At 67.4% G+C, this 24,942-nt stretch carries 16 protein-coding genes; 7 read left to right on the top strand and 9 right to left on the bottom strand.

Going from position 1 to position 24,942, the window contains the following annotated elements; all coding sequences use genetic code 11:
• Window positions 1–33: 33 nt before the first annotated feature.
• Complete coding sequence (locus U1701_RS07840) at window positions 34–609, bottom strand: TetR/AcrR family transcriptional regulator (protein ID WP_332782327.1); 576 nt, start codon at window positions 607–609, stop codon at window positions 34–36.
• 130 nt (window positions 610–739) lie between these two features.
• Here U1701_RS07840 and U1701_RS07835 point away from each other — a divergent pair, with 130 nt between their 5' ends.
• Genes U1701_RS07835 through U1701_RS07825 form a run of 3 tightly spaced genes read left to right on the top strand, consistent with a single transcriptional unit; the run spans window position 740 to window position 6,552 of the window.
• Window positions 740–1,909, top strand: a complete 1,170-nt coding sequence (locus tag U1701_RS07835; protein WP_443026012.1) for an efflux RND transporter periplasmic adaptor subunit — start codon at window positions 740–742, stop codon at window positions 1,907–1,909.
• A gap of 6 nt (window positions 1,910–1,915) precedes the next feature.
• Window positions 1,916–5,104 carry an efflux RND transporter permease subunit gene (locus U1701_RS07830; protein ID WP_332781999.1) on the top strand — a complete coding sequence of 1,063 codons (3,189 nt, stop codon included), beginning with the start codon at window positions 1,916–1,918 and terminating at the stop codon, window positions 5,102–5,104.
• Window positions 5,105–5,106: 2 nt separating this feature from the next.
• Window positions 5,107–6,552 carry an efflux transporter outer membrane subunit gene (locus tag U1701_RS07825; RefSeq protein WP_332781998.1) on the top strand — a complete coding sequence of 482 codons (1,446 nt, stop codon included), beginning with the start codon at window positions 5,107–5,109 and terminating at the stop codon, window positions 6,550–6,552.
• A 118-nt stretch (window positions 6,553–6,670) separates the two neighbouring features.
• On the opposite strand, the gene U1701_RS07820 is transcribed toward U1701_RS07825, so the two are convergent.
• Window positions 6,671–7,246, bottom strand: a complete 576-nt coding sequence (locus tag U1701_RS07820) for an NADPH-dependent FMN reductase (RefSeq protein ID WP_332781997.1) — start codon at window positions 7,244–7,246, stop codon at window positions 6,671–6,673.
• 238 nt (window positions 7,247–7,484) lie between these two features.
• On the opposite strand from U1701_RS07820, the gene U1701_RS07815 reads away from it, so the two are divergent.
• The 3 genes from U1701_RS07815 (at window position 7,485) to U1701_RS07805 (ending at window position 11,741) form a co-directional block, all read left to right on the top strand.
• Entirely contained in the window at window positions 7,485–9,539 is a 2,055-nt protein-coding gene (locus U1701_RS07815; RefSeq protein WP_332781996.1) for a transglycosylase domain-containing protein, read from the top strand.
• Between the two features lie 274 nt (window positions 9,540–9,813).
• Window positions 9,814–10,815 (top strand): threonine aldolase family protein, encoded by a 1,002-nt coding sequence (locus tag U1701_RS07810; RefSeq protein WP_332781995.1) that lies wholly within the window; start codon window positions 9,814–9,816, stop codon window positions 10,813–10,815.
• Window positions 10,812–11,741, top strand: a complete 930-nt coding sequence (locus U1701_RS07805; protein ID WP_332781994.1) for a DMT family transporter — start codon at window positions 10,812–10,814, stop codon at window positions 11,739–11,741. The genes U1701_RS07810 and U1701_RS07805 overlap by 4 nt, the downstream gene beginning before the upstream one ends.
• On the opposite strand, the gene U1701_RS07800 is transcribed toward U1701_RS07805, so the two are convergent.
• Both U1701_RS07800 and U1701_RS07795 read right to left on the bottom strand, forming a co-directional pair.
• On the bottom strand, window positions 11,651–12,487 hold the full coding sequence (locus U1701_RS07800; RefSeq protein ID WP_332781993.1) for a Rossmann-fold NAD(P)-binding domain-containing protein: 837 nt from the start codon (window positions 12,485–12,487) through the stop codon (window positions 11,651–11,653). The two genes, U1701_RS07805 and U1701_RS07800, sit on opposite strands and share 91 nt — an antisense overlap.
• On the bottom strand, window positions 12,484–14,082 hold the full coding sequence (locus U1701_RS07795) for a M28 family metallopeptidase (RefSeq protein WP_332781992.1): 1,599 nt from the start codon (window positions 14,080–14,082) through the stop codon (window positions 12,484–12,486). The genes U1701_RS07800 and U1701_RS07795 overlap by 4 nt, the downstream gene beginning before the upstream one ends.
• 126 nt (window positions 14,083–14,208) lie before the next feature.
• On the opposite strand from U1701_RS07795, the gene pepN reads away from it, so the two are divergent.
• Window positions 14,209–16,797, top strand: coding sequence for an aminopeptidase N (pepN, locus tag U1701_RS07790; protein ID WP_332781991.1), 2,589 nt, complete (start codon window positions 14,209–14,211; stop codon window positions 16,795–16,797).
• Between the two features lie 96 nt (window positions 16,798–16,893).
• Here pepN and U1701_RS07785 read toward each other — a convergent pair whose 3' ends face one another.
• From U1701_RS07785 to U1701_RS07765, 5 genes are all read right to left on the bottom strand, one after another.
• Window positions 16,894–17,241 (bottom strand): tRNA-binding protein, encoded by a 348-nt coding sequence (locus tag U1701_RS07785; RefSeq protein ID WP_332781990.1) that lies wholly within the window; start codon window positions 17,239–17,241, stop codon window positions 16,894–16,896.
• Complete coding sequence (locus U1701_RS07780) at window positions 17,228–17,902, bottom strand: glutathione S-transferase family protein (RefSeq protein ID WP_332781989.1); 675 nt, start codon at window positions 17,900–17,902, stop codon at window positions 17,228–17,230. The genes U1701_RS07785 and U1701_RS07780 overlap by 14 nt, the downstream gene beginning before the upstream one ends.
• A 306-nt stretch (window positions 17,903–18,208) precedes the next feature.
• The gene (gene gltB, locus U1701_RS07775; RefSeq protein ID WP_332782326.1) at window positions 18,209–22,726 is read right to left on the bottom strand and encodes a glutamate synthase large subunit; all 4,518 of its coding nucleotides are present in this window, start codon (window positions 22,724–22,726) and stop codon (window positions 18,209–18,211) included.
• A 53-nt stretch (window positions 22,727–22,779) separates the two neighbouring features.
• Complete coding sequence (locus U1701_RS07770; RefSeq protein ID WP_332781988.1) at window positions 22,780–23,361, bottom strand: DUF2059 domain-containing protein; 582 nt, start codon at window positions 23,359–23,361, stop codon at window positions 22,780–22,782.
• A complete protein-coding gene (locus U1701_RS07765) occupies window positions 23,358–24,800 on the bottom strand; it encodes an NAD(P)-dependent oxidoreductase (RefSeq protein WP_332781987.1) in 1,443 nt (480 codons plus the stop codon). The genes U1701_RS07770 and U1701_RS07765 overlap by 4 nt, the downstream gene beginning before the upstream one ends.
• Between the last annotated feature and the right edge of the window lie 142 nt (window positions 24,801–24,942).

The following is a 24,942-nucleotide window of genomic DNA, read 5'->3' as shown; positions in this document are numbered from 1 at the left end:
TCCTCCCCCCAGCGGGGGAGGATTTTCGAACGGTCAGAGCGCCCTTACCGCCGCCACCATCATCCGGCCGGTTAGCCGGGCGGTTTCGTCCTCGGACAGTTGCGGGCGCGATAGCGTGCGGTGACCGAGACCGAACATGAAGGCGAGGACGAGTTCTTCCGCACCCTCCAGTTCGGTGGCCGTCAGCGCCGGGTTCGCGACGCAGGCGAGCTCGCTGATGACGTCGCGAAAGCCCTGACACAGCCCACCGATCGAGTCGGCGACGCCGGCATTGCGGTGCGCCTCCGCCATGATTTCGAACGACAACGCCTCGTCGCCCTTGGACAGCGCGCGCCTCGCGAGTTCGACGAACGCTACCTCGATCGTCGTCCGCCCGGCGCGCGCGTCGTCGCAGATCTTGGCGAGTTCGTCGCGTTTGGCGCCGGCGTCCTCGAGCACGATCGCCTGGATGATCGCATCCTTGCCCGAGAACAGGCGATAGATCTGGCCGACGCTCACCTCCGCCGACTGCGCGAGTTCGGACATCGCGGTCTTGTGGAAACCCCGTGCAGAAAACAGGTGGCGCGCCGCCGTGATAATCCGGTCGCGGCTGCACATATCATGCTGCACTGCAGCCAAAATCGGTCTCCAACTATATTTTTCCTTGACCATCCGGTCGCACGTCCATAGCTCAGGCGCAAGCGGAATGAACGTTCATTCCGCGCGGTCGTTTGGCCGCGGGGGCGTTGGAAAGCAAACTATGCGTCGATCGGACATCACAAACTCCATGGCTTTGGGCGCGATCGCCCTGGTCGCAGCGTGCAGCCAGCCGGCGCCCGCGCCACCGCCGACGCCCCAGGTGGGCGTCGTCACGGTGGCCGAGCAGTCGGTGACGTTGTCGACCGAGCTTCCAGGCCGGATCACCGCCGTGGAGACGTCGGAAGTACGGCCGCAGATCAGCGGCGTGATCCGTCGCCGACTGTTCACAGAAGGCTCGATGGTCAGGGCCGGACAGACCCTTTACGAGATCGAGGACGCGCCCTACCGCGCCGCGCTCGGCACTGCGACGGGCCAGCTTGGCGCTGCGCAGGCGCAGATCAACGCGACCCGGCTGCAGGCGCAACGGTACAACGAGCTCGTCCGCCTGAACGCGGTCTCGAAGCAGGAAGCGGACAACGCCACCGGCTCCGCCGCACAGGCCCGCGCCAATGTTGCAGCGCAGCAGAGCGCGGTGCAGGCGGCACGCGTCAACCTGGGCTTTACGCGCATCAAGGCGCCGATCTCAGGCCGTATCGGCCGGTCGCTGTCGACCGTCGGCGCGCTGGTGCAGACCGGCCAGGCCGACCCGCTCGCCACCATCCAGCGGCTGAACACCGTGTACGTCGACGTCACCCAGTCGGCGGCTCAGCTGCTCGACCTGCGCGCGGCGATGCAGTCGGGCCAGCTCACCGGCGGCGGCGACGGCGCGCGCGTCCAGCTGATCCTGCCCAACGGCCAGACCTATCCGATCGAAGGGCGCCTGCAGTTCGCCGACGTCACGGTCGATTCGACCACTGGCGCAGTCACGCTGCGCGCGAGCTTCCCCAACCCCAACGGCCTGTTGCTGCCGGGCATGTATGTCCGCGCCAAGCTGGTCCAGGGTACGCAGGCCAACGCCATCCTGGTGCCGCAGCGCGCGGTCAGCCGCGACGAGCGTGGCAATCCGACCGTGATGGTCGTCGGCGCCGACAACAAGGTCGCACCGCGCACCTTGGTGACGACACAGACCCAGGGCGACAACTGGATCGTCACCAGCGGCGTGAAGCCGGGCGACAAGATCATCGTCGAGGGCGGCATGCTGCTGCGCCCGGGCATGACCGTGAAGGCGACCCCGTGGAACCCCAACGCCAAGCCGGCCGCGGCCGGCGCCGCTCCGGCACAGGGTCAGTAACCGCACATGTCACGCTATTTCATCGAACGGCCGATCTTTGCGTGGGTGATCGCGGCGATCATCATGCTGGCCGGCATCCTCGCCATCCGCGCGCTGCCGATCGCGCAGTTTCCCGCGATCGCGCCGCCCGCGGTGTCGATCACCGCGACCTATCCGGGCGCCGACGCGGCGACCCTGGAGAACACCACGACGCAGATTATCGAGCAGCAGATGAAGGGGCTCGACCACCTTCGCTACTTCTCGTCCTCGTCGAGCTCGGCGGGCACGTCGACGATCACGCTGACCTTCGAACAGGGCACCGACCCCGACATCGCGCAGGTCCAGGTTCAGAACAAGCTGCAGGCGGCGATCCCGCTGCTGCCGCAGGAGGTCCAGCAACAGGGCATTCTGGTCGCGAAGGCGACGCAGAACTTCCTGCTGTTCGTCGGCGTCTATTCGGAGAACGGCGCGCATAATGCCGACGATCTGTCGGACTATATCGTGTCGAAGCTGCAGGATCCGCTGAGCCGCGTGAACGGCGTCGGCGACACGCAGGTGTTCGGGTCGCAATATGCGATGCGGATCTGGGTCGATCCGCTCAAGCTCAACAATTATGCGCTGACGATCGCGGATATCCGCACCGCGGTGACCGCGCAGAACGCGCAGATTTCCGCCGGTCAGATCGGCGCGCAGCCGGCCCCCAAGGAGCAGATGCTCAACGCGACCGTCTCGGTCTCGTCGCGTCTGACCACCCCGGACCAGTTCGCCAAGATCAGCCTGAAGAGCAATCCGGACGGCTCGATCGTCCGGCTCAGCGATGTCGCGCGTGTCGAGATCGGCGCCGAAAACTACGGCTTCACGTCCGAATGGAACGGCAAGCCGGCATCGGGCATCGGCATCAAGCTGGCGCCGGGCTCCAACGCGCTCAACACCGTCACCGCGGTCAAGGCGCGCGTGACCGAGATCGCCAAGCAGTTCCCGCCCGACGTCAAGGTCATCTTCCCGTACGACACCTCGCCGTTCGTGAAGCTGTCGATCACCCAGGTGATCGAGACGCTGGTCGAGGCGGTCGTGCTCGTCTTCCTCGTGATGTTCCTGTTCCTGCAGAACTTCCGTGCCACGCTGATCCCGACGATCGCGGTGCCGGTGGTGCTGCTCGGCACGTTCGCGATCCTGTCGATCGCGGGCTATTCGATCAACACGCTGACCCTGTTCGGCATGGTGCTCGCGATCGGTCTGTTGGTCGACGACGCGATCGTGGTGGTCGAGAACGTCGAACGCCTGATCCAGACCGAGCATCTGACGCCCAAGGAAGCCGCGCGCAAATCGATGGACGAGATCACCGGCGCGCTGGTCGGTATCGCGCTGGTGCTGTCCGCGGTGTTCCTGCCGATGGCGTTCTTCGGTGGGTCGACGGGCGTGATCTATCGCCAGTTCTCGATCACGATCGTGTCGGCGATGGTGCTGTCGGTCACGGTCGCGCTGATCCTGACGCCGGCGCTGTGCGCGACGATCCTGAAGCCGCACGATGCCAGCAAGACCGAGGGTAATGGGTTGCTCCCGCGGTTCTTCCGCTGGTTCAACGACAAGTTCGACCGCGGACAGGCCAAATATGAAAAGGGCGTGCGCGGCACCATCGGCGGCTGGAAGCGCTCGATGCTGGTCTATCTGCTGATCGTGGCAGGCATGGTCGTGCTGTTCGCACGGCTGCCCAGCGGGTTCCTCCCCGATGAGGATCAGGGCATCATGATCGCGCTGGTGCAGGGGCCCTCGGGCTCGACCAGCGCGCGGACCCAGAAGGGCCTGAACGTCGTGCGCGACCACTTCCTCCAGACCGAGGGGAAGAACATCCAGGGCGTGTACACGATCAACGGCTTCAGCTTTGCGGGTGCAGGCCAGAACAGCGGTATCGCGTTCATCCCGCTCAAGGGGTGGGAAGAGCGCAAGGGCGCGGAGAACAAGGCGCCGGCGCTGGCCGGACGCGCGATGGGTCCGTTGTCGCAGTTCAAGGACGCGCTGATCTTCGCGGTGGTGCCGCCGGCGGTGCAGGAGCTGGGTAATGCGACCGGCTTCGACGTCCAGCTGGTCGACGAAACCGGGATCGGCCACGCCAAGCTGGTCGAGGCGCGCAACATGATGCTGGGGATGGCGTCGCAGGACAAGTCGCTGGTCGGGGTGCGCCCCAACGCACTCGACGACGCGCCGCAGCTCAAGATCGACGTCGATCACGACAAGGCGCGCGCGCTGGGTCTCGATATCGCGAGCGTCAACCAGACGATCTCGAGCGCCTGGGGCGGGTCGTACATCAACGACTTCATCGACCGCGGCCGCGTCAAGCGCGTCTATATCCAGGCGGACCAGCAATACCGGCTGACGCCCGAGAATCTCGGGGACTTCTACGTCCGTGGGGCATCGGGCACGATGGCGCCGTTCAGCGCCTTTGCGACCACCACTTGGGCGCAAGGGCCCGTGCAGCTGACCCGCTATAACGGCCAGCCGTCGATGGAAATCCTGGGCGCACCCGCGCCCGGCGTATCCTCGGGCTCGGCGATCGCGGCGATCGAGGCGATCCACGCCAAGCTGCCGCCGGGGACCGCGCTCGAATGGACCGGCCTCAGCTACGAAGAGCGGCTGTCGGGCGGCCAGGCGCCCGCGCTCTATGCGTTGTCGCTGCTGATCGTGTTCCTGTGCCTCGCCGCGCTCTACGAGAGCTGGTCGATCCCGGTGTCGGTGATGCTGGTGGTGCCGTTGGGCGTGGTGGGCGCGTTGCTCGCCGCCAAGCTGACGGGTCTCGGCAACGACATCTATCTGCAGGTCGGGCTGATCACGACGATCGGCGTGTCGGCGAAGAACGCGATCCTGATCGTCGAATTCGCCGAGGAACGGATGAACGAGGGCATGAACGCGTTCGACGCGGCGGTGGCGGCGGCCAAGCTCCGCCTGCGGCCGATCCTGATGACGTCGCTGGCGTTCATCTTCGGCGTGTTCCCGCTGGCGATCTCGACCGGTGCGGGTGCGGGTGGACAGAATGCGATCGGTCGTGCCGTGGTCGGCGGCATGTTGTCGGCGACGGTCCTCGCGATCTTCTTCGTGCCGCTGTTCTTCCTGCTGGTGAAGCGCCTGTTCAGGCAGGACAAGGCGCACAAGCCGACCGACCATAACCGTGCCGTCGATCACGATGGCACCGCCGGCCCGCAGCGGCCGCAGGAGGCTTGAAGATGTTCCCCCGGAAAATCGCCCTCACCTTTGCCGCCGGCCTGACGCTGGCCGGCTGCAACCTGGCGCCGAAATATGTTCGGCCCGAACTCCCGGTGCCGCCGGCCACCCCATCGGGGCCGGCCTATGCGGCGACCGACGCGGTGGGGGCGATCATCCCCGCCGACACCGCATGGGAGACGTTCTTCACCGACGACCGCCTGCGTGGGGTGATCCGTACGTCGCTGGCCAACAACCGCGACCTGCGGATTTCGATGGCGCGCGTCGCGCAGGCGCGGGCGCAGTACCGCGTCCAACGCGCCGACCTGTTCCCGACGCTGGGTGCTACCGGCAGCGCAACCTATCAGAAATCGCCGTTCAACCAGATCGGCGGTGCCGCAACCGGCACCGGCGGCGGGGCAGCCGCTGCGGCCGGTAGCGGTCGGACCGACGTCTATTCGGCCAATCTGGGCATCTCGGCGTGGGAGATCGACCTGTTCGGGCGCGTCCGCAATCTGACGCAGGCGCAGCAGGAACAGTATTTCGCCGCGGAGGAAAACCGCAACGCGGCGCAGGTCGCATTGATCGCCGAGGTCGCGACCGCATGGCTGACGATGGCCGCCGATCAGGACCGCCTCAAGATCGCGCGCGATACCGCGGCGGCGTTCGGCCAGACCGTCGAGCTGACGCAGCAGCGGTTTCGCGTCGGCATCTCGTCCGAGCTCGAGGTTCGGCAGGCGCGCACCACCTATGACCAGGCGCGCTCGGACATCGCCGAAGCGACGACACTGATCGCGCAGGACCGCAATGCGCTCAACCTGCTGGCCGGCACCACGCTCGACGACGCGGTGCTGCCCGCCGCGCTCGATCGCCCGGCGACGCTCGACACGTTGCCGGCGAACCTGCCGTCCGAGGTGCTGTTGCGCCGGCCGGATATCGCTGCGGCCGAGCATCAGCTGATCGCCGCCAACGCCAATATCGGCGCGGCACGCGCGGCGTTCTTCCCGAACATCTCGCTGACCGCAGCGTTCGGGACGCTGAGCCTGGGGCTGTCGAACCTGTTCGGCAGTGGCAGCCAGAGCTGGTCGGTGGCGCCGACCGTCAGCCAGACGCTGTTCGATTTCGGGCGGAACAAGGGCAATCTTCGCCTCGCGCAAGGCCAGCGCGACGAGCTGGTCGCGACCTATGAGCGGACCGTGCAGACCGGGTTCCGCGAGGTCGCGGATGCGCTGGCGCGGCGCGGAACGATCGGGGCGCAGTTGAGCGCGCAGACCTCGCTGCGGGATAACGCCGCGGGCGCGTTCAACCTGTCGCAGCTGCGCTTCCGTGCGGGGATCGATCCGTTCCTCAACACGCTCGATTCGCAGCGCTCGCTCTACACCGCGCAGCAGAGCCTGCTAGCGACGCGGCTGACGCACGATACCAACGCGGTCGAGCTGTACCGCGCGCTGGGTGGCGGGCTGCGGTAACGGCCGCCCCCTCCCCCGTCACCCCGGACTTGTTCCGGGGTCCATCGTGCCGCGAACCAAAACCCATAGAGTTTGCGGCGCCATGGATGCCGGACCAAGTCCGGCATGACGAAGGGGCTTAGTTCGAATGCTCGCCGAGCGGCGCGAAGCGGGCGACCTGGCGGCCGACCAGGCGCAGTTGCTCGACCACCGCGGGATCGTTCGCGCCGCCCTCGCCGTCGAATTTGGTCGCCTGCGTGTTGATCGCGGCGGCGAACGGCGTCGGCCAGCCGCGCAGCGCGTGGACGATCGAGCGCAGCGCCGCGATCGTGCTGCCGGTCGCCTGCCAGCCATAGGCGGTGGCGATCAGCCCGACCGGCATGTCCGTCAGATAGGCGCGGCCTTCGTCGCGCGCGGTTTCCTCGAGCAGGTCGAGCGCGTTCTTGACCACGCCCGAGATGCTGCCGTGATAGCCCGGGCTGGCGATGATCACCGCCGAGGCGTCGCGGATCGCGTCGACGAAGGCGCGTTCGTCGTCGGTCCGGGTCGTCGCCCTGGGATCGTAGAGCGGGAGGCGCGCCATGTCGGCGCCGCCGAACATCCGCGTGCGATAGCCTTCGCGTTCGGCCGCATCGAGCGCGATGCGCAGCGCACGTTCGGTCGACGACACGCCGCCGATGGTACCGCCGATGCCGACGACGAGAGGAAGAGCCACACGATCACCCTGATTGCTTGCCTCCTGCTCTTTCCCGTTTCCGCCGCCGATGACAACCGGCGATGAGAACCGCGGGGGCAGCGAAAGGTTGTGAAGCTTGCGCCAAGATGCGCTATCGCGGACTTGTACCGACTGTTATAGCGAAGTAACACAGCTGATGCCCGACCGCTGGACTCCGAGCCCCCCGGAACCCTCTGAGCCGCAAGGGGAACCCTATGCCTATGAGCGCCAACGACGGATGAGCGAGCGCGATCGGCTGCGTCAGGCCTATGACGAAGACCGCGTCGAGCGGCTGGTAGCGCAAGATCTCGATGCGCTGGCGCCCGAGCCCAGGCCGCGGCGCAAGACGTCGATCGGCCGGTGGATCGTTCGCGCGCTCGGCCTTGGCATTGTCCTGCTGGTGATTGCGATCATCTGGCTGGCGATCACCGCACCGCTGTCGAAGTCGCTTCTGCCCCCGACCCCGCCGTCGATCACGCTGACCGCCGACGACGGCACCCCGATCGCGCGGCGCGGTGCGATCATCGGCGCGCCGGTCGATGCGGCGAAGCTGCCGCCGCATGTCGTGCAGGCGTTCCTCGCGATCGAGGATCGGCGCTTCTATTCGCATTGGGGCATCGACCCGCGCGGCATCGCGCGCGCGGCGTGGGCGAACATGGGGTCGGGCGGCGTGCGCCAGGGCGGCAGCACGATCACGCAGCAGCTGGCGAAAAACGCGTTCCTCGATTCCGACCGCACCGCCGCGCGGAAAATCCGCGAGGCGATGATCGCGCTGTGGCTGGAGGCGTGGCTGTCGAAGGACGAGATCCTGTCGCGCTATCTGTCGAACGTCTATTTCGGCGACAATTGCTACGGCATCACCGCGGCGGCGAAGCATTATTTCGGGCGCAAGCCGCAGGAACTGAACGTCGGCCAGGCGGCGATGCTGGCCGGGCTGGTCAAGGCTCCGTCGCGGCTAGCCCCGACCAGCAACCTCGACGGTGCACGGCGGCGCGAGGCGGTGGTCGTCGGCGCGATGGTCGCAGCCGGGTTCCTGACGCCGCGCGAAGGCGACCGGGTGCAGCCGCAGCGCGTGCTGTCGAGCCGACCTGCGCAATTGCCCAACGGCACCTATTTCGCCGACTGGATTTTGCCCGAAGCGCGCGACCAGGCGGGCGAGGTCAAGACCGAGACGACCGTACAGACCACGCTCGATCCGCGACTGCAGCGCGCTGCGGAGCGTGTGGTGAACCGAGCGGGGCTACGGCAAGCGCAGGTCGCGCTGGTCGCGATGCGCCCCGACGGGCGCGTGGTCGCGATGGTCGGCGGCAAGAACTATGCGAAGAGCCCGTTCAACCGCGCGACCCAGGCGCGGCGCCAGCCCGGCTCGACCTTCAAGCTGTTCGTCTATCTCGCGGCGATGCGCGCGGAAATGACGCCCGATTCGACGATCGAGGACCGGCCGGTGACGATCGGCGACTGGACGCCCAAGAACAGCGACGGCCGCTATCAGGGGACGATCACGCTGCGCCAGGCATTCGCGCGGTCGTCCAACGTTGCCGCGGCACGGCTGACGCAACAGGTCGGCGTCAAGGCGGTGATCAAGGCGGCGCGCGACCTGGGCATCTCGACGCCGATCGCGAACGAGGCGACGATCGGGCTGGGCACGTCGACGGTGTCGCTGCTCGAACTGACCGCCGCCTATGCGGCGATCTCGCGCGCGGAATATCCGGTGCAGCCGCGTGGCCTCGCCGATGTGCGCGAAAAGGGCTGGTACCAGTCGCTGACCGGTGGCGCGACCAAGCTGCCCGACAAGGTGCACGACGAGATGCTCGACCTGTTGTCCGCGTCGATCCATGGAACGGGCCGCGGGGCCGGTATCACCGTTGACGCCTATGGCAAGACGGGGACGACGTCGAACAACAAGGATGCGCTGTTCGTCGGATTCGCCAAGGATCTGGTCGTCGGCGTGTGGGTGGGCAATGACGACAACACGTCCAATCCGGGACTGTCGGGTGGCGGCATCCCGGCGCGGATCTGGCGTGACTTCATGCAGTCCGCGCTCGGCATCGCGCCGGTGGTCGCGCCCGAACCGGTGGTCGAAGACGTCGATCCGGACGCGCTGCCCGCCGACGACGGCGGCAACTTCGCGCTGCCGCAGGGCGAGATCGAGGGGATGGGGCTGAACCTGAAGATGGCGCCGGATGGGACGATCTCGGTTGGGCCATCGCGCGATCAGGAGGAACGCGGCCCGATCGAACGCGACGATCGGCGTGCGCCGGAGGATGAGGGGCCGGTGGACGGCGAAAACTAACCGTCTCGTCATCCCAGCGAAGGCTGGGATCTCCCCGGGGCGGGTGCTGTGCTTCTCCAACAGGGAGACCCCAGCCTTCGCTGGGGTGACGGATGTTTGGGACAACGGACTCATCATTCTCCCCTCCCTGGAAGGGAGGGGTTTGGGGTGGGTCGCGATCGTGGGAACGCCGCGCCTGCCCCAAGCCAACCCACCCCCCGCTCCTCCCTTCCAGGGAGGGGAGTTGTACCCCACCCCCGTTGACCTGCGCACCGCGTCGCAGCATTGAAACGCCATGCGATTTTTCTCCGACAATGCTGCGCGCGTCCACCCCAGGGTGATGGCCGCGATGGGGGCGGCCGACGTCCTCGACACCGCCTATGCCGGCGACCGCTGGAGCCAGCAGCTCGATGCGCGGCTGTCGGCGCTGTTCGAGACCGAGGTCGCGGTGCTGTGGGTGCCGACCGGGACCGCGGCGAACTGCCTGGCGCTCGCTGCGATGTGTCCGCCGCATGGCGGCATCGTCTGCCACCGCGACGCGCATATCCAGAACGACGAAGGCGGCGCGCCCGAATTCTACACGCACGGCGCGAAACTGTTCCTGGCCGAGGGCGACGGCGCGAAGATGACGCCGGACACGATCCGCGCGGTCATCGACGCGATCGCCAACGACGTCCACCGGGTGCAGCCGCATGCGATCTCGATCACCAACGCGACCGAATATGGCCGGGTCTATACGGTCGACGAGGTCGCCGCGATCGGTGCGCTGGCGCGCGAGCGTGGGCTCGGGCTGCACATGGATGGCGCGCGGTTCGCCAATGCGGTCGCGCATCTGGGCTGCTCACCCTCCGACATCACCTGGCGCGCCGGCGTCGACGCGCTCAGCTTCGGCTTCGTCAAGAACGGCGCGATGAGCGCCGAGGCGCTGGTGTTCTTCAAGCCCGAACTGGCTGCGGTAACGCAGTATCGCCGCAAGCGCGCCGGGCTGTTGCTGTCCAAGGGTCGCTATCTGGCGGCGCAGATCCTGGCGATGCTCGAGGACGATCTGTGGATCGACAATGGTCGCGCGGCGAACGCCGCGGCGGCCAAGCTCGGCGCGGCAGGCGGCGACCGGGTGATCCATCCGGTCGAGGCGAACGAAGTGTTCCTGCGCGCGACGCCGGAAGATGCCGCCGCATTGCGCGCGCGCGGGTTCGATTTCTACGACTGGGCCGAGGGCGAGATCCGGCTGGTGACCGCCTGGGACAGCCCGGCGGATGCGGTCGACGCGCTGGCCGAGGCGATCCGGGCGCTGTGACGCCGGGTCCCGCCACCTTCGGTGCGCCCAATTCGACGCGCCCCGCGATCCTGATCCCGCTGGGAATCGTGACGCTGATCTGGGGATCGACCTGGCTGGTGATCCGCGACCAGATCGGTGTGGTGCCGATCAGCTGGTCGGTCAGCTATCGCTTCCTCGTCGCAGGCCTGACGATGGTCGCGTTCGCGCTGGCCAAGGGCGAGCGGCTGCGGATGGATGCCAAGGGCTGGCGCTTCGCCGCGATCCTCGCGGTCGCGCAGTTCGTGTGCAACTTCAACTTCGTCTACCGCGCCGAGGCCTATGTGACTTCGGGGCTGGTCGCGGTGGTGTTCGCGCTGCTGGTGGTGCCCAACGCGATCTTCGGGCGGATCTTCCTGGCGCAGAAGGTCGGGCGGCAGTTCATCGTCGGGTCGGTGGTGGCGATGAGCGGCGTCGCGTTGCTGTTCATCAACGAGGCGCGGGTCGATCCGCACGGGTCGCGGTCGGCGCTGATCGGGATCGGGTTCACCTTGTGCGCGGTGCTTTCGGCCTCGACCGCCAACGTCATGCAGGGGACGGCGAGCGCACGACGCTATCCGATGGCGACGATGCTGGCGGTCGCGATGCTGATCGGCGCCGCGATCGATGCGAGCTATGCGTTCGCCACCGCCGGGCCGCCGGTGTTCGAGATGCGCGCCGCCTATATCGCGGGCATCCTCTATCTGGGCGTGTTCGCGTCGGCGATCGCGTTCACGCTGTATTTCAGCGTGATCCGTGTGATCGGGCCGGCCAAGGCGGCCTATTCGGGGGTGCTGACGCCGGTGATCGCGATGCTGTTGTCGACGGTATTCGAGGGCTATCGCTGGTCGACGCTGGCGGCGGCGGGTGCGGTGCTGGCAGGGATCGGGCTGGTCATCGCGCTGAGGGCGCGCAGGCCGGCGCGGTAGTCGGGAAAGGCGGGCGCCCAGCCCAGCACGCGCTTCGCCTTGCCGTTGGCGACGCGGCGGTTCTCGGCGTAGAAACCACGGGCCATCGGCGACAGCGTGTCGAGCGCGACATAGGGCGGCGGCGGCAGCTTGAGCAGCGCGGCGGCGAATACCGCGACATCGTTCTGCGAGGCGGGATGGTCGTCAGACAGATTATAGGCGCCGGCCGGCCCATCGAATCCCGCGATCACGCCGGCGACGATATCGTTGACATGGACGCGGCTGAAGACCTGGTCGGGCAGGTCGACGCGGTGCGCCTTGCCGTCAAGCACGCGGTCGAGCGCGGAGCGCCCGGGGCCGTAGATCCCCGGCAGGCGGAAGACATGCGCGCCGAGCGCGAGCCAGTCGGCGTCGGCGCGGGTGCGCGGCGGGCGGCGGCCTCCGGTCTGCGTGGTCTCGTCGATCCATGCGCCGCCGGCATCGCCGTACACGCCGGTCGAGGACAGATAGCCGCGCCACGCCCGGCTGCGCAGCAAGGCGGGGCCGTAGCGCGCGAGCACGGGGTCGGCGTCGCCAGCGGGCGGGACGGAGGACAGGATGTGCGTCGCCGCTGCGATCTCGGCGAGCACGCCCGCGGTATCGTCGAAAGCCAGCGTGCCCCCGCGCCCATCGCGTGTGGTGCCGACGACATGCCAGCCCTCCCCCGCCAGCCGCGCGGCGATCCGCCCCGCGGTGTAGCCGAGGCCGAGGACCAGCATGCGGCTCATTTGGCCATCGGGCCCTTGTAGAGCGTGCCGAAATAATCGCCCTTGTTCCAGGTCGGACGCGCGGGGCCGTCGGCGATGCCGCGCGCGATCCGGTAGTTCGCGTCGACGAAGCGGATGCCCTGGTCCCACAGGATAGGCTGGTTCAGATCGTCGCACGGCTTGTGATAGCAATTCGTCATGAACGCGACCGAGGCGGCGCGGCCCGGTCCCTTGGGTCCCGGCCACAGGAAGACCGAGGGAATGCCCTTCTGCACGAAGCGGAAATGGTCGGAGCGGACGAAGATGCCCTCTTCCGGCGACGGATCGGGCGACAGCGATACGCCCAGCGCGGCGATCGCGTCGCGAACGACGGGGCCGAGCGACGAACGTTCGGCGCCGAACACGATCATGTCCTCGAACTTGTAGGTCAGGATCGGCATGTCGAGGTTCACGTCGGCGGCGATGTCGGCGAGCGGCACGGTCGGGTGGTTGCTGAAATAGTCGCTGCCGACCAGCCCCTTTTCCTCGCCGGTGACCGCCAGGAACATGATCGTACGCTTGGGCGCCTGGCCGCTCGCGGTGAAGCGTTTCGCCTCCTCGATAAGGCTGGCGATGCCGATCGCATTGTCGAGCGCGCCGTTGTTGATCGCGTCGCCCTTCACCGGCGCGGTGACGCCGATGTGATCGAGATGCGCGGAGAGCACGACGACCTGTTTCCTGAGCACCGGATCACTGCCGGGGATCAGGCCGATGACGTTGCTGCTCGCGGCGGGGGTGAAGCTGGTGTGCGTGGCGGCCGTGAGCGTGCCGGGCAAGGCGGCGCTCTTGAACGTCGCGCTGTCGCTGGCCGCGGCCTTGGCGACCTTGGCCCAGGCGGTGCCGAACAGCTTGGCCGCGCCCGCCTGGCTGACCGTGCCGAGCGACGGGATCGGATCGGCATTGCCAGTGCCGTCGGGCTTGGCACAGGTCATGCGCGGGCGGGCATAGGCATCGACCATCCGGGCGAAGGGACGCGTCTTGGCGGTGGCCGGGTTTTCGAGCGTGATCGTGGCGATGGCGCCGTGTGCGGCGGCCGCGCGCGCCTTGGTGCCCGCCGATCCGAAGAACGCGCGTTCCTCGCCGCCGAGCCGCGCCGGCGCGCCGCTGAAGAAGGCGACGATCTTGCCGCGCACGTCGACGCCGGCATAATCGGTCTGGCTATATTGCGCAGCGTCGATGCCGTAGCCGACGAAGACGATCGGCGCGGACACGCTGGTTTCGGCCTTGGCCGGGTTGGCGGCGGGGACGTAATCGGTACCGAAGACGAGCGGCGTTGCACCCGCAGGACCGGTCAGCACGAAATTGCCCTGGTCGGTGGCCTTGTAGCTGACGAGCGGCACGCGCTGCAGATAGCCGTCGGCGTCGCCGCCCGGCTTCAGGCCCGCTGCAAAGAACTGCGCGGCGACATATTGCGCGGCGATGTCGAATTCGGGGCTGCCGGCTTCGCGGCCCTTCATCGCGTCGGAGGCGAGGAACAGCACGTGCGCCTTCATCGCGGCCTGATCGGCGGGAAGGGTCTGGGCGATCGCCGCGCTGGCGAAGGCGACTGCGGCAAGCGCGCCGAGGGGTCGGTACATTCGGAATCCTCTTTTGCCCGTCATCGCGTTCGTCCGGATGACGGCTTTGCAGTGCGACTAGCAGACGGCGGCGCGCCCGCAAGCTTTGGGTGGCGGTGGCTGGCGTCGCGCCTATATTCGGTCGCTATGCTCGATATCCAGAACAGCCTCGCCCAGCCGATCGTCATCCGTCGCGAGGACTATACCGCACCCGACTGGCTGGTGCCCGCGACGCGGCTCGACTTCGCGCTCGCCGCCGCGGCGACGCGCGTACAGGCGAGCCTCACGGTAACGCGGGGCGGCGCGCACGACCGGCCGTTGCGGCTCGACGGCGCGGGGCAGCAGCCGCTGGCGGTGCGCGTCGACGGCGTCGCGGTGAACGACTGGCGGATCGAGGGCGAGCAGCTCGTCGTACCGCTGACGGGCAGCGCGCATATCGTCGAGACCGAGGTCGAGATCGCGCCAGATCGCAACACGCAGCTGATGGGGCTGTACGCATCGGGCGGCAATCTGTGCACGCAGTGCGAGGCCGAAGGGTTTCGCCGGATCACCTTCTTCCCCGACCGGCCCGACGTGCTGAGCGTCTATTCGGTGCGGATGACCGCGGACAAGGCGCTGTACCCGGTGCTGCTGGCGAACGGCGATCCGGTCGCGCAGGGGGACCTCGGCGACGGGCGGCATTGGGCGGAATGGCATGATCCGTTCCCGAAACCATCGTACCTGTTCGCGCTGGTCGCGGGCGATCTCGCGGTCAATCGCGGCCGCTTCACGACGATGTCGGGGCGCGAGGTCGAGCTCGGTATCTGGGTGCGCGAGAGCGACCTGGCGAAGACCGACCACGCGCTTCATGCGCTGAAACTGGCGATGGCGTGGGACGAGCACGTCTATGGGCGCGAATACGACCTGGACGTGTTCAACATCGTCGCGGTCGACGATTTCAACTTCGGCGCGATGGAGAACAAGGGGCTCAACATCTTCAACTCGCGCTACATCCTGGCCGATCCGGATACCGCGACAGATTATGATTACGACGCGATCGCCGCGGTGGTCGCGCACGAATATTTCCACAATTGGTCGGGCAACCGCATCACCTGCCGCGACTGGTTCCAGCTGTCGTTGAAGGAAGGCTTCACGGTCTATCGCGATCAGGGCTTCTCCGCCGACCAGGGAAGCCGCGCGGTCAAGCGGATCGAGGACGTCCGCGGCCTGCGCGCGGCGCAGTTCCCCGAGGATGCGGGCCCGCTCGCGCATCCGGTGCGGCCCGAGGCGTATCAGGAGATTTCGAACTTCTACACCGCCACCATCTACAACAAGGGCGCCGAGCTGATCCGGATGATGGCGTCGATCCTGGGGCCCGAGAAGTTCCGCGCCGCGACCGATCTGTATTTCGACCGTTTCGACGGGACCGCGGCGACGTGCGAGGATTATGTCGCGTGCATGGAGGAAGCCGGCGGCGTCGACCTGACGCAGTTCCGGCTCTGGTACACGCAGGCGGGGACGCCGCGAGTGTCCGCGACGATCGACCACGCAGATGGCCGCGCGACGCTGCACCTCGCGCAGCAGGTGCCGCCCACCCCGGGACAGGACAGCAAGGCACCGATGGTGCTGCCGCTGCGGGTGAAACTGTTCGGTGCGGAGACCGGCAAGGCGCTGACCGACGAACAGCTGGTGCTGTTCGACCGCGCCCAAGACACGATCACGTTCGACGGGCTCGACGAACGCCCGGTGCTCTCGATCAACCGCGGCTTCTCGGCACCGGTGATCGTCGAGAGCGACCGCTCCGCCGCCGACCTCGCCTTTCTCAGCGCGCATGACGACGATCCGTTCGCGCGGTACGAGGCGATGCAACAGCTGATGCTCGACACGCTCGTGGCGAGCGCGGTCCACGGGCGCGCCGATCACGAAGGGGTGATCGCCGCGGTCGCGAACACGCTCGAAGACGCCGCGCTCGATCGCGCCTTCGTTGCCGAGGCGGTGCTGCTGCCGTCCGAGAGCTTCATCGGCGACCAGATGGCGGTGGTCGACCCCGATGCCATCTTCCGCGCACGCGAGGCGTTGCGGCGTGATCTGGGCAAGCGGCTCGATGCGCAGTGGCGGCGGGTCTATGCGCTGGGCGCCGCGCCCTATGGGTACACGCCCGAGGCGAAGGGATTGCGGCGGCTGCGCAGCGTTGCGCTCGGCTATATCGCGGCGAGCGGCGCGGCGGATGCGGCGGGCCTGGCGTTCGCGCAATTCGAGGCGGCGGACAATATGACCGACCGGCAGGGTGCGTTGACGACGTTGCTCGCGGGGTCTTCGGACACGCGCATCGCCGCGCTCGACATCTTCTACAACCGCTATAGCGACAATGCGCTGGTGCTCGACAAATGGTTCCAGGCGCAGGCTTTGTCGCCGCGCGACGATACCGGCGCGGTGGTAGCCGAGCTGACGCGGCACCCCGACTTTACGCTTTCGAACCCCAACCGCGCGCGGTCGCTGATCGGCGCGTTCTCGGCCAACCAACGCGCGTTCCATGCCGCGGACGGCAGCGGATATCGGTTGCTCGCGGACCAGCTGATCGCGCTCGACCGGCTGAACCCGCAGACCGCGGCGAAGCTGTTGCCGCCGCTGGGGCGTTGGCGGCGGTTCGATGCGGGGCGATCGACGCTGATGCGCGCGGAGCTGGAGCGGATCGTGGCGACGCCAAGGTTGTCGAAGGATGTGTTCGAACAGGCGTCGAAGAGCCTGGAGGGGTAGTTCCCAGTTCCCGTCACCCCGGGCTCGACCCGGGGTCCCGCTGTCTTCCACGTCCGAGAGAGGCGGGACCCCGGATCAAGTCCGGGGTGACGACGGTTAGAACAACCGGCCGCCGTTCGGGACGGGTTCGCTCGGTCCGATCAGCACGACCTTGCCGTCCGTATCCGGAAACCCCAGCGTCAGCACCTCGGACATCACCGGCCCGATCTGCCGCGGCGGGAAGTTCACCACCGCCGCCACCTGCCGCCCGAGCAGCGACTCCGGCGTGTAATGCTCGGTGATCTGCGCGGACGATCGCTTCACGCCGATCTCCGGCCCGAAATCGATTCGCAGCTTGATCGCGGGCTTGCGCGCCTCGGGAAAGGGTTCGGCCTCGACGATCGTCCCGACGCGGATGTCGACCTTCGCGAAGTCGTCGAAGACGATCCGATCAGAAATCGACATTGTCGTAATGCGCCGGCGGGTTGATCATCTCCATCCGCTCGCTGAGCAACGGGCGGAAGCTCGGGCGGCTCTTCAGGCCGCGATACCAGCGCGCGGTCTGTTCATGGCCCTTCCAGTCGATCCCGCCGAGATAGTCGGTGACCGAGATCTGCGCGGCCGCGGCGAGATCGGCAAGGGTCATCGTCGCGCCGCCCAGCCAGTTGCGGTGGTCGAGCAGGTAATCCATGTAATCGAGATGGCCGACCGCGGCCTTCATCGCCTCGCGCAGGCCCTTGGCGTCGGGCGCAGCGCGGTGCGCGAGGCGCTTGACCATGCGCTCGTGCAGCAGCGGTCCGGTGACGTCGCGGTAGAAATGCGTGTCGAACCAGGTGACCAGCCGGCGCGTCTCGGCGCGGTTGGTTGCGGTGCCGTTGATCATCGCCGCCTTTTCGACGGTTTCCTCGAAGAATTCGCAGATCGCCATCGAATCGATCAGCGGCGCGACGCCACGCGCCTTGTCGACCATCACCGGGGTCTGGCCGGCGGGGTTCATGTCGAGGAATTCGTCGCGGTGATCCCAGGGCGATTCGCGCACGAGTTCGTAGCCGACGCCCTTCTCGCCGAGCAGCAGGCGGACTTTGCGCGAAAACGGACACAGGGGGAATTGGTAAAGCTGCCACATGTCTGTCGTTTAGGCGGTGGGGGGTACGGGTGTCACTAGCCCGCGTGCCGGGTAGGGAGGAGGATAGGGTGATTTGGTTCGCGCGGAGGCGCGGAGGACGCGGAGGTGTCCCGCCCGGCACGGGCTCACCCTTTAACAAGATCCGGTGATGACCGGTCGCTTCGCGACGAGGGCGACACCTCCGCGTCTCCGCGCCTCCGCGCGAACCCCTTCTTCCGTCGCCCCGGGCTCGCCCCGGGGTCCCGCTTCCTCTAGACGTCGGGAAGAAGCGGGACCCCGGGTCGAGCCCGGGGTGACGATGTCCCCTTACTCCGCCGCCACCAACTCCGTGCGGTCGTCGAGCGGGTGGCTCAACCGCGTCAGCATTTCCTTGGGCACGACCTGCCAGAAATGCCCCGCGACGCGGTCCCAGTCCTCCAGCAGGCCCTTCGACCATTTGCTGTCGGTGGTGTCGGCATGATCGCGGACCAGGTCGAGCAGCACGTCCGCCCAGTGCAGCGCGCGGACGCGGTCCCAGGTGATGTTCTCGGGGTTGGCGCGCTGCGGGAAGACGCCGGTCGGATCATAGATGAACGCTATGCCGCCGGTCATCCCGGCGCCGAAGTTCGCGCCGACCTCGCCCAGCACCACCGCAACGCCGCCGGTCATATATTCGCAGCCGTTGGCGCCGCAGCCCTCGACGACCACGGTCGCACCCGAATTGCGCACCGCGAACCGCTCGCCCGCCTGCCCCGCCGCGAGCAACTTCCCCGAGGTGGCGCCGTAGAGCACGGTGTTGCCGATGATCGTGTTGTCCTGGGATGCGAGCGGCGATGACACCGCCGGCCGCACGACGATGGTACCGCCCGACAGGCCCTTGCCGACATAGTCGTTGGCGTCGCCGAACACTTCGAGCGCGATGCCCTTGCACAGGAACGCGCCGAGGCTCTGCCCCGCCGAGCCACGCAGGCGGATCGTGACATGGCCGTCCGCCAGCGTCGACATGCCGAACTTGCGCGTAATCTCAGAGGACAGCCGGGTGCCGACCGCGCGGTGGGTGTTGCGCACCGAATAGGTCAGCTGCATCTTCTCGCCGCGGCTGAACACCGCCGCCGCATCCTTGATGATCTGCGCGTCGAGGCTGTCGGGCACTTCGTTGCGGAAGGTCGACAGGCTGAAGCGGCGCTCTGCATCGGTCGCGTCGACCTTGGCGAGGATCGGGTTGAGGTCGAGATCGTCGAGATGCTCGGCGCCGCGGCTGACCTGGCGGAGCAGCTCGGTGCGGCCGATCACCTCGTCGAGGCTTTTGAACCCGAGGCGCGCAAGGATGTCGCGGACCTCCTCGGCGATGAAGGTCATCAGGTTGATGACCTTCTCGGGCGTGCCGACGAATTTCTGGCGAAGCTTGTCGTCCTGCGTGCAGATGCCGACCGGGCAGGTGTTCGAATGGCACTGCCGCACCATGATGCAGCCCATCGCGACCAACGAAAGCGTACCGATGCCGAACTCCTCGGCGCCGAGGATCGCGGCGATGACGATGTCGCGGCCGGTCTTGAGCCCGCCATCGGTGCGCAGCTTGATCCGGCCGCGCAGGCCGTTGAGCGTCAGCGTCTGGTTAACCTCCGACAGCCCCATTTCCCACGGCGTGCCGGCATATTTGATGCTGGTCTGCGGGCTCGCGCCGGTGCCGCCGACATGACCGGCGATCAGGATGACGTCGGCATGTGCCTTCGCCACGCCTGCCGCGACGGTGCCGATACCGGCCGAGCTGACCAGCTTTACGCAGACGCGGGCGCGCGGGTTGATCTGCTTGAGGTCGTAGATCAGCTGCGCCAGATCCTCGATCGAATAGATGTCGTGGTGCGGCGGCGGGCTGATCAGCGTGACGCCAGGCGTCGCGTGGCGCAGCTTGGCGATGAACTCGGTGACCTTGAAGCCGGGCAGCTGGCCGCCCTCGCCAGGCTTGGCGCCTTGCGCGACCTTGACCTCGATCTCCTCGCACGCGTTCAGATATTCGGCGGTGACGCCGAACCGGCCGGACGCGATCTGCTTGATCGTCGAATTGGCGTTGTCGCCATTCGCATAGGGTTTGAAGCGCGCCTTGTCCTCGCCGCCCTCGCCCGACACCGCCTTGGCGCCGATCCGGTTCATCGCGATCGCGAGCGTCTCGTGCGCCTCCGGCGACAGCGCGCCGAGCGACATGCCCGGGGTCACGAAGCGCTTGCGGATTTCGGTGATCGCCTCGACCTGGTCGACCGGCACGCCCTCCGCGGGGAAGTTGAACTGCAGCAGGTCGCGCAGATAGACCGGCGGCAGGTCCGCCACGCCGCGCGAGAATTGCAGGTAGCTCGTGTAGCTGTCGGTCGCCACCGCGGTCTGCAGCAGGTGCATCAACTGCGCGGAATAGGCGTGCGTCTCACCGGTGTGGCGCTGGCGGTAGAAACCGCCGATCGGCAGCGTCGCGACCGCGGTGTCGAACGCCGCGCTGTGCCGGTCGGTCGCGTTGACGTGGAGCGAGGCATAGCCCTCGCCCGAAATCTTCGCGGGCATGCCCGGGAACAGGTCGTTGACCAGGCTGCGCGACAAGCCGACCGCTTCGAAGTTGTACCCGCCGCGGTAGGACGAGATCACCGCGATGCCCATCTTGGACATGATCTTGAGCAGCCCCTCCTCCACCGCGGTGCGGTGGCGACGGAGGCATTCGGCAAGGTCGAGATCGCCGAACAGCCCGCGCGCCTGGCGGTCGACGATCGCGGCTTCGGCGAGATAGGCGTTCACCGTCGTCGCACCGACACCGATCAGCACCGCGTAATAATGCGTGTCGAGGCATTCGGCGGTACGGACGTTGATCGACGCGTAGGAGCGCAGGCCGCGGCGGACGAGATGCGTATGGACCGCGGCCACCGCGAGCACGCCGGCGATGCCGACGCGATCCTCGTCGATCGCTTCGTCGGATAGGAATATCTCGCTCTTGCCCTGACGCACCGCCTGTTCCGCCTCGTTGCGGATGCGCTGAATCGCGGCGCGAAGCTTTTCGGGGCCGCCGCCGGTCTCGAACGTGCAGTCGATCTCGGCGACGGCGCTACCGAAATGCGCCTTCAATCGCGCCCAATGTTCGCTCGTCAGAACGGGGGAGTCGAGCACCAGCACGCGCTCGCGCTGGTCGCGGACGTCGAGGATGTTGGCGAGATTGCCGAACCGGGTCTTGAGCGACATCACATGACGTTCGCGCAACGGGTCGATCGGCGGGTTGGTAACCTGGCTGAAATTCTGGCGGAAGAACTGGCTGATCAGCCGCGGCTTGTCCGAGATCACCGCGAGCGGCGTGTCGTCGCCCATCGATCCGATCGCTTCCTTGGCGCTCTCGACCATCGGCGACAGGATCAGCTCCATGTCCTCGAGCGTCTGGCCGGCCGCGACCTGACGCCGCGCGAGTTCGGCGCGGTCGTAGCGCATCACGCCGTCGCCGACCGACGGCAGATCGTCGAGCGTGTGGAATTCGCCGATCATCGCGGCATAGTCCGCCTCGCCGGCGATGCGGTCCTTGACCGCGCGATCCTGGAGCAGAACGCCTTCGTCGAGATCGACCGCGATCATCTCGCCGGGTCCCAGCCGCCCCTTGGCGACGATGGTGGATTCGGGAACGACGACCATGCCGCTCTCCGATCCGACGATCAGCAGCTTGTCCGACGTCAACGTGTAGCGCAGCGGGCGCAGCGCGTTGCGGTCCATGCCCGCGACCGCCCAGCGGCCGTCGGTCATCGCCAGCGCGGCGGGGCCGTCCCACGGCTCCATGACGCTGGCGAGATACTGGTACATCGCGGCGTGCTGCGGGTCGCCGCCGGGCTGTACCGCCTCGGGCACCAGCATCAGCTTCGCTGTCGGCGCGTCGCGGCCCGAGCGACAGATCGCCTCGAACACCGCGTCGAGCGCCGCGGTGTCGGACGCGCCGGCGGGGATCACCGGCTTGATGTCCTCCGAATTGTCGCCGAACGCGAGGCTCGCCATCCGGATCTCGTGGGACAACATCCAGTTCTTGTTGCCGCGGATCGTATTGATCTCGCCGTTGTGCGCCAGGCAGCGGAACGGCTGCGCCAGCCACCATTGCGGGAAGGTGTTGGTCGAATAGCGCTGGTGGAAGATCGCGACGCGCGATTCGAAGCGCTGGTCGGTCAGGTCGGGGTAGAACACCGACAGCGATTCGGCGAGGAACAGCCCCTTGTAGATGATCGACCGGCACGACAGCGAACAGACGTAGAAGCCCTGGATCTGCGCGGCGATGACGCGCTTCTCGATCCGGCGGCGGACGAGGTAGAGGCGCTTTTCGAACTCGGCCGCGTCCTGCTCGTCCGGCATCGGCCCGGCGATCATGATCTGCTCGATCTCGGGCCGCGTGGCCTGCGCCTTCTGGCCGATCACCGACACGTCGACCGGCACCTGGCGCCAGCCATAGATGGTGTAGCCCTCGTCGATGATCGCGCTCTCGACGATCGTCCGGCACGCCTCCTGCGCGCCGAGATCGGTGCGCGGCAGGAAGATCATGCCGACCGCGAGGCGGTTTTGGCGGACCTTGTGTCCCGACGCGGCAATCGCGTCGTCGAAGAAGCGGACCGGCAGGTCGATATGCAGCCCCGCACCGTCGCCGGTCATCCCGTCGGCGTCGACCGCGCCGCGGTGCCACACCGCCTTGAGCGCATCGACCGCGGACTGCACCACGCGACGCGACGCACGCCCGTCGGTCGCGGCGACAAGCCCGACGCCGCACGCATCGCCCTCGAATTCGGGGCGATACATGCCGTGCTCGGCAAGGCGCGCGCGTTCGCCCTCCATGCGGTCATTCTCCATGTCGGTAGCGTCCTTGCGGGCACCATCCACGCGGAAGTCCATGTCCGTCATCGTCACTTCTTCTTCTCTTGGAGCGCAGCGACCTGCTTGGCGAAGTCCGCGATGTCGGACTGCATGTGGCCCATCGAATCGGTCATCATCGTGCGCTGCCACGCGCCGATATCGGGGTCCGACATGATCGTGTAGGATTGCTGCGTGTACGCGCGACCGCTCGGCGTCATGAAGAACGTCTTCAGGTCGCGCATCTGGGCCACGTCGAACCGGCGCGCATAGGCGCGCGCCATCGCATCCGACATGCCCGGCAGGGACGTGCGCATCAGGTCCATGGTCCGCGTCTGCTGGCGCGCCATGAATTGATCGAACAGCGTCTTCACACGCGGATCGTCGCCCATCGCCTTCGCGAAATCGGGGTTCTGCGCCATACCCTGCCGCATGTTGGTGAGCATCGGCGTCATCATGTTTTCGACCAGCTGCGCGCGGGTCGCCGGCGGCATCAGCAGGTCGATCAGCTCGCGCGCAACCGCAAGCCGCGCCGGATCAAGGGCGGCCGCGGGCGCCGGCGCGACCTGCGCGTGCGCCACGACCGGAAACCCGGCCGACGCAAGGAGAAGCGCGGCGAGATACTGGCGCATCATGCCGCCACCTTCGCGCTAGCGGCCTTCGCCTTCAGCCATTTGTGCATCGTCGCCGCCACATCGCGGCCGTCGCGGATCGCCCAGACGACCAGGCTCGCACCGCGCACGATGTCGCCGGCGGCGAACACGCCGTCGAGGCTGGTCATCAGCGTCTTGCCGTCGACCAGCACGGTGCCCCAGCGGCTGACCCCCAGTTCGGGCGTCGCGAACAAGGTCGGCAGATCCTCGGCATCGAAGCCCAGCGCCTTGATCACCAGATCAGCGTCGACCGCGAAGTCGCCGGCGGGATCGGGTTCGGGGGCGCGGCGGCCGCTGGCGTCGGGGGCGCCGAGCCGCATCTTGCGCACCTTCACGCTCGACACCGTGTCGCCGCCGTCGAAGCTCTGCGGGCCGGAGAGCCAAACGAACTCGACGCCCTCCTCCTCGGCGTTGGCGACTTCGCGCTGCGAACCGGGCATGTTCGCACGGTCGCGGCGGTACAGGCATTTGACCGACGTCGCGCCCTGGCGGATCGCAGTGCGGACACAGTCCATCGCGGTGTCGCCACCGCCGATTACCACGACCGTCTTACCCTCGGCGTTGAGCCGCCCGTCGTCGAACGCCGGCACGGCATCGCCAAAGCCCTTGCGGTTCGACGCGGTAAGATAGTCGAGCGCCGCGACCACGCCATTGGCGTCGCCCCCGGGCACGTCCATCGCGCGCGCCTTGTACACCCCGGTCGCGATCAGCACCGCGTCGTGGCGGCGGCGCAGCTCGTCGAGGCTGGCGTCCTCGCCGACCGCAAAGCCTTCGTGGAAGACGATGCCCGCAGCCTTAAGCCGGTCGACGCGGCGTATCACGACGGGCTTCTCCAGCTTGAAGCCCGGTATACCATAAGTGAGCAAGCCACCGGCGCGGTCGTGCCGGTCATAGACATGCACGTCATAGCCATGCCCGCGGAGATATTCGGCCGCGGTCAGCCCGGCGGGGCCCGCGCCGATCACCGCGACCGACTGCCCGCGCGCACGCCCCGGGACCAGCGGCTCGACCCAGCCCTGCTCCCAAGCGGTGTCGGTGATGAATTTCTCGACCGAGCCGATCGTGACCGCGCCGTGGCCGGTGAATTCGATCACGCAATTGCCTTCGCACAGCCGGTCCTGCGGGCAGATGCGACCACAGATTTCGGGCATGGTCGAGGTCGCGTTGCTGAGTTCGTACGCCTCACGCAGCCGGCCTTCGGCGGTCAGGCGCAGCCAGTCCGGGATATGGTTGTGGAGCGGGCAATGCACCGAACAATACGGCACGCCGCACTGCGAGCAGCGGCCGGCCTGATCCTCGGCGCTGGGAACGGCATAGCGCTCCGCGATTTCGCGGAAATCCTCCGCGCGCGCTTCGGCATCACGCTTGCCGGGATAGGCCTGCGCCCGATCCACGAATTTCAACATAGAATCGTTCGCCATGTGCGCCTCCGATCGTCGCATTATTGCGCGATCGAAGGTTTGTCACGGGCAAAACCGCCTTTAGGACAGTTTGACTGACCTAGTTTTCCTTACTTTTTCTCTGAGCCGACCCTACCGGACAATGCATTCCCGCAGAATGTAT

The organism is Sphingomonas rhamnosi (genome assembly GCF_036663615.1).
Taxonomy (GTDB): Bacteria; Pseudomonadota; Alphaproteobacteria; order Sphingomonadales; family Sphingomonadaceae; genus Sphingomonas.
The sequence above is the reverse complement of the archived record's forward strand: the minus strand, read 5'-3'. Positions and strand labels throughout refer to the sequence as shown.

What these genes read in the sequence shown, in the direction of transcription:
- U1701_RS07835 (WP_443026012.1), top strand. Translation starts at nt 740, where the DNA reads ATGCGTCGATCGGACATCACAAACTCCATGGCTTTGGGCGCGATCGCC.
- U1701_RS07830 (WP_332781999.1), top strand. Translation starts at nt 1,916, where the DNA reads ATGTCACGCTATTTCATCGAACGGCCGATCTTTGCGTGGGTGATCGCG.
- U1701_RS07825 (WP_332781998.1), top strand. Translation starts at nt 5,107, where the DNA reads ATGTTCCCCCGGAAAATCGCCCTCACCTTTGCCGCCGGCCTGACGCTG.
- U1701_RS07815 (WP_332781996.1), top strand. Translation starts at nt 7,485, where the DNA reads ATGAGCGAGCGCGATCGGCTGCGTCAGGCCTATGACGAAGACCGCGTC.
- U1701_RS07810 (WP_332781995.1), top strand. Translation starts at nt 9,814, where the DNA reads ATGCGATTTTTCTCCGACAATGCTGCGCGCGTCCACCCCAGGGTGATG.
- U1701_RS07800 (WP_332781993.1), bottom strand. Translation starts at nt 12,487, where the DNA reads ATGAGCCGCATGCTGGTCCTCGGCCTCGGCTACACCGCGGGGCGGATC.
- U1701_RS07795 (WP_332781992.1), bottom strand. Translation starts at nt 14,082, where the DNA reads ATGTACCGACCCCTCGGCGCGCTTGCCGCAGTCGCCTTCGCCAGCGCG.
- pepN (WP_332781991.1), top strand. Translation starts at nt 14,209, where the DNA reads ATGCTCGATATCCAGAACAGCCTCGCCCAGCCGATCGTCATCCGTCGC.
- U1701_RS07785 (WP_332781990.1), bottom strand. Translation starts at nt 17,241, where the DNA reads ATGTCGATTTCTGATCGGATCGTCTTCGACGACTTCGCGAAGGTCGAC.
- U1701_RS07780 (WP_332781989.1), bottom strand. Translation starts at nt 17,902, where the DNA reads ATGTGGCAGCTTTACCAATTCCCCCTGTGTCCGTTTTCGCGCAAAGTC.
- gltB (WP_332782326.1), bottom strand. Translation starts at nt 22,726, where the DNA reads ATGGAGAATGACCGCATGGAGGGCGAACGCGCGCGCCTTGCCGAGCAC.
- U1701_RS07770 (WP_332781988.1), bottom strand. Translation starts at nt 23,361, where the DNA reads ATGATGCGCCAGTATCTCGCCGCGCTTCTCCTTGCGTCGGCCGGGTTT.
- U1701_RS07765 (WP_332781987.1), bottom strand. Translation starts at nt 24,800, where the DNA reads ATGGCGAACGATTCTATGTTGAAATTCGTGGATCGGGCGCAGGCCTAT.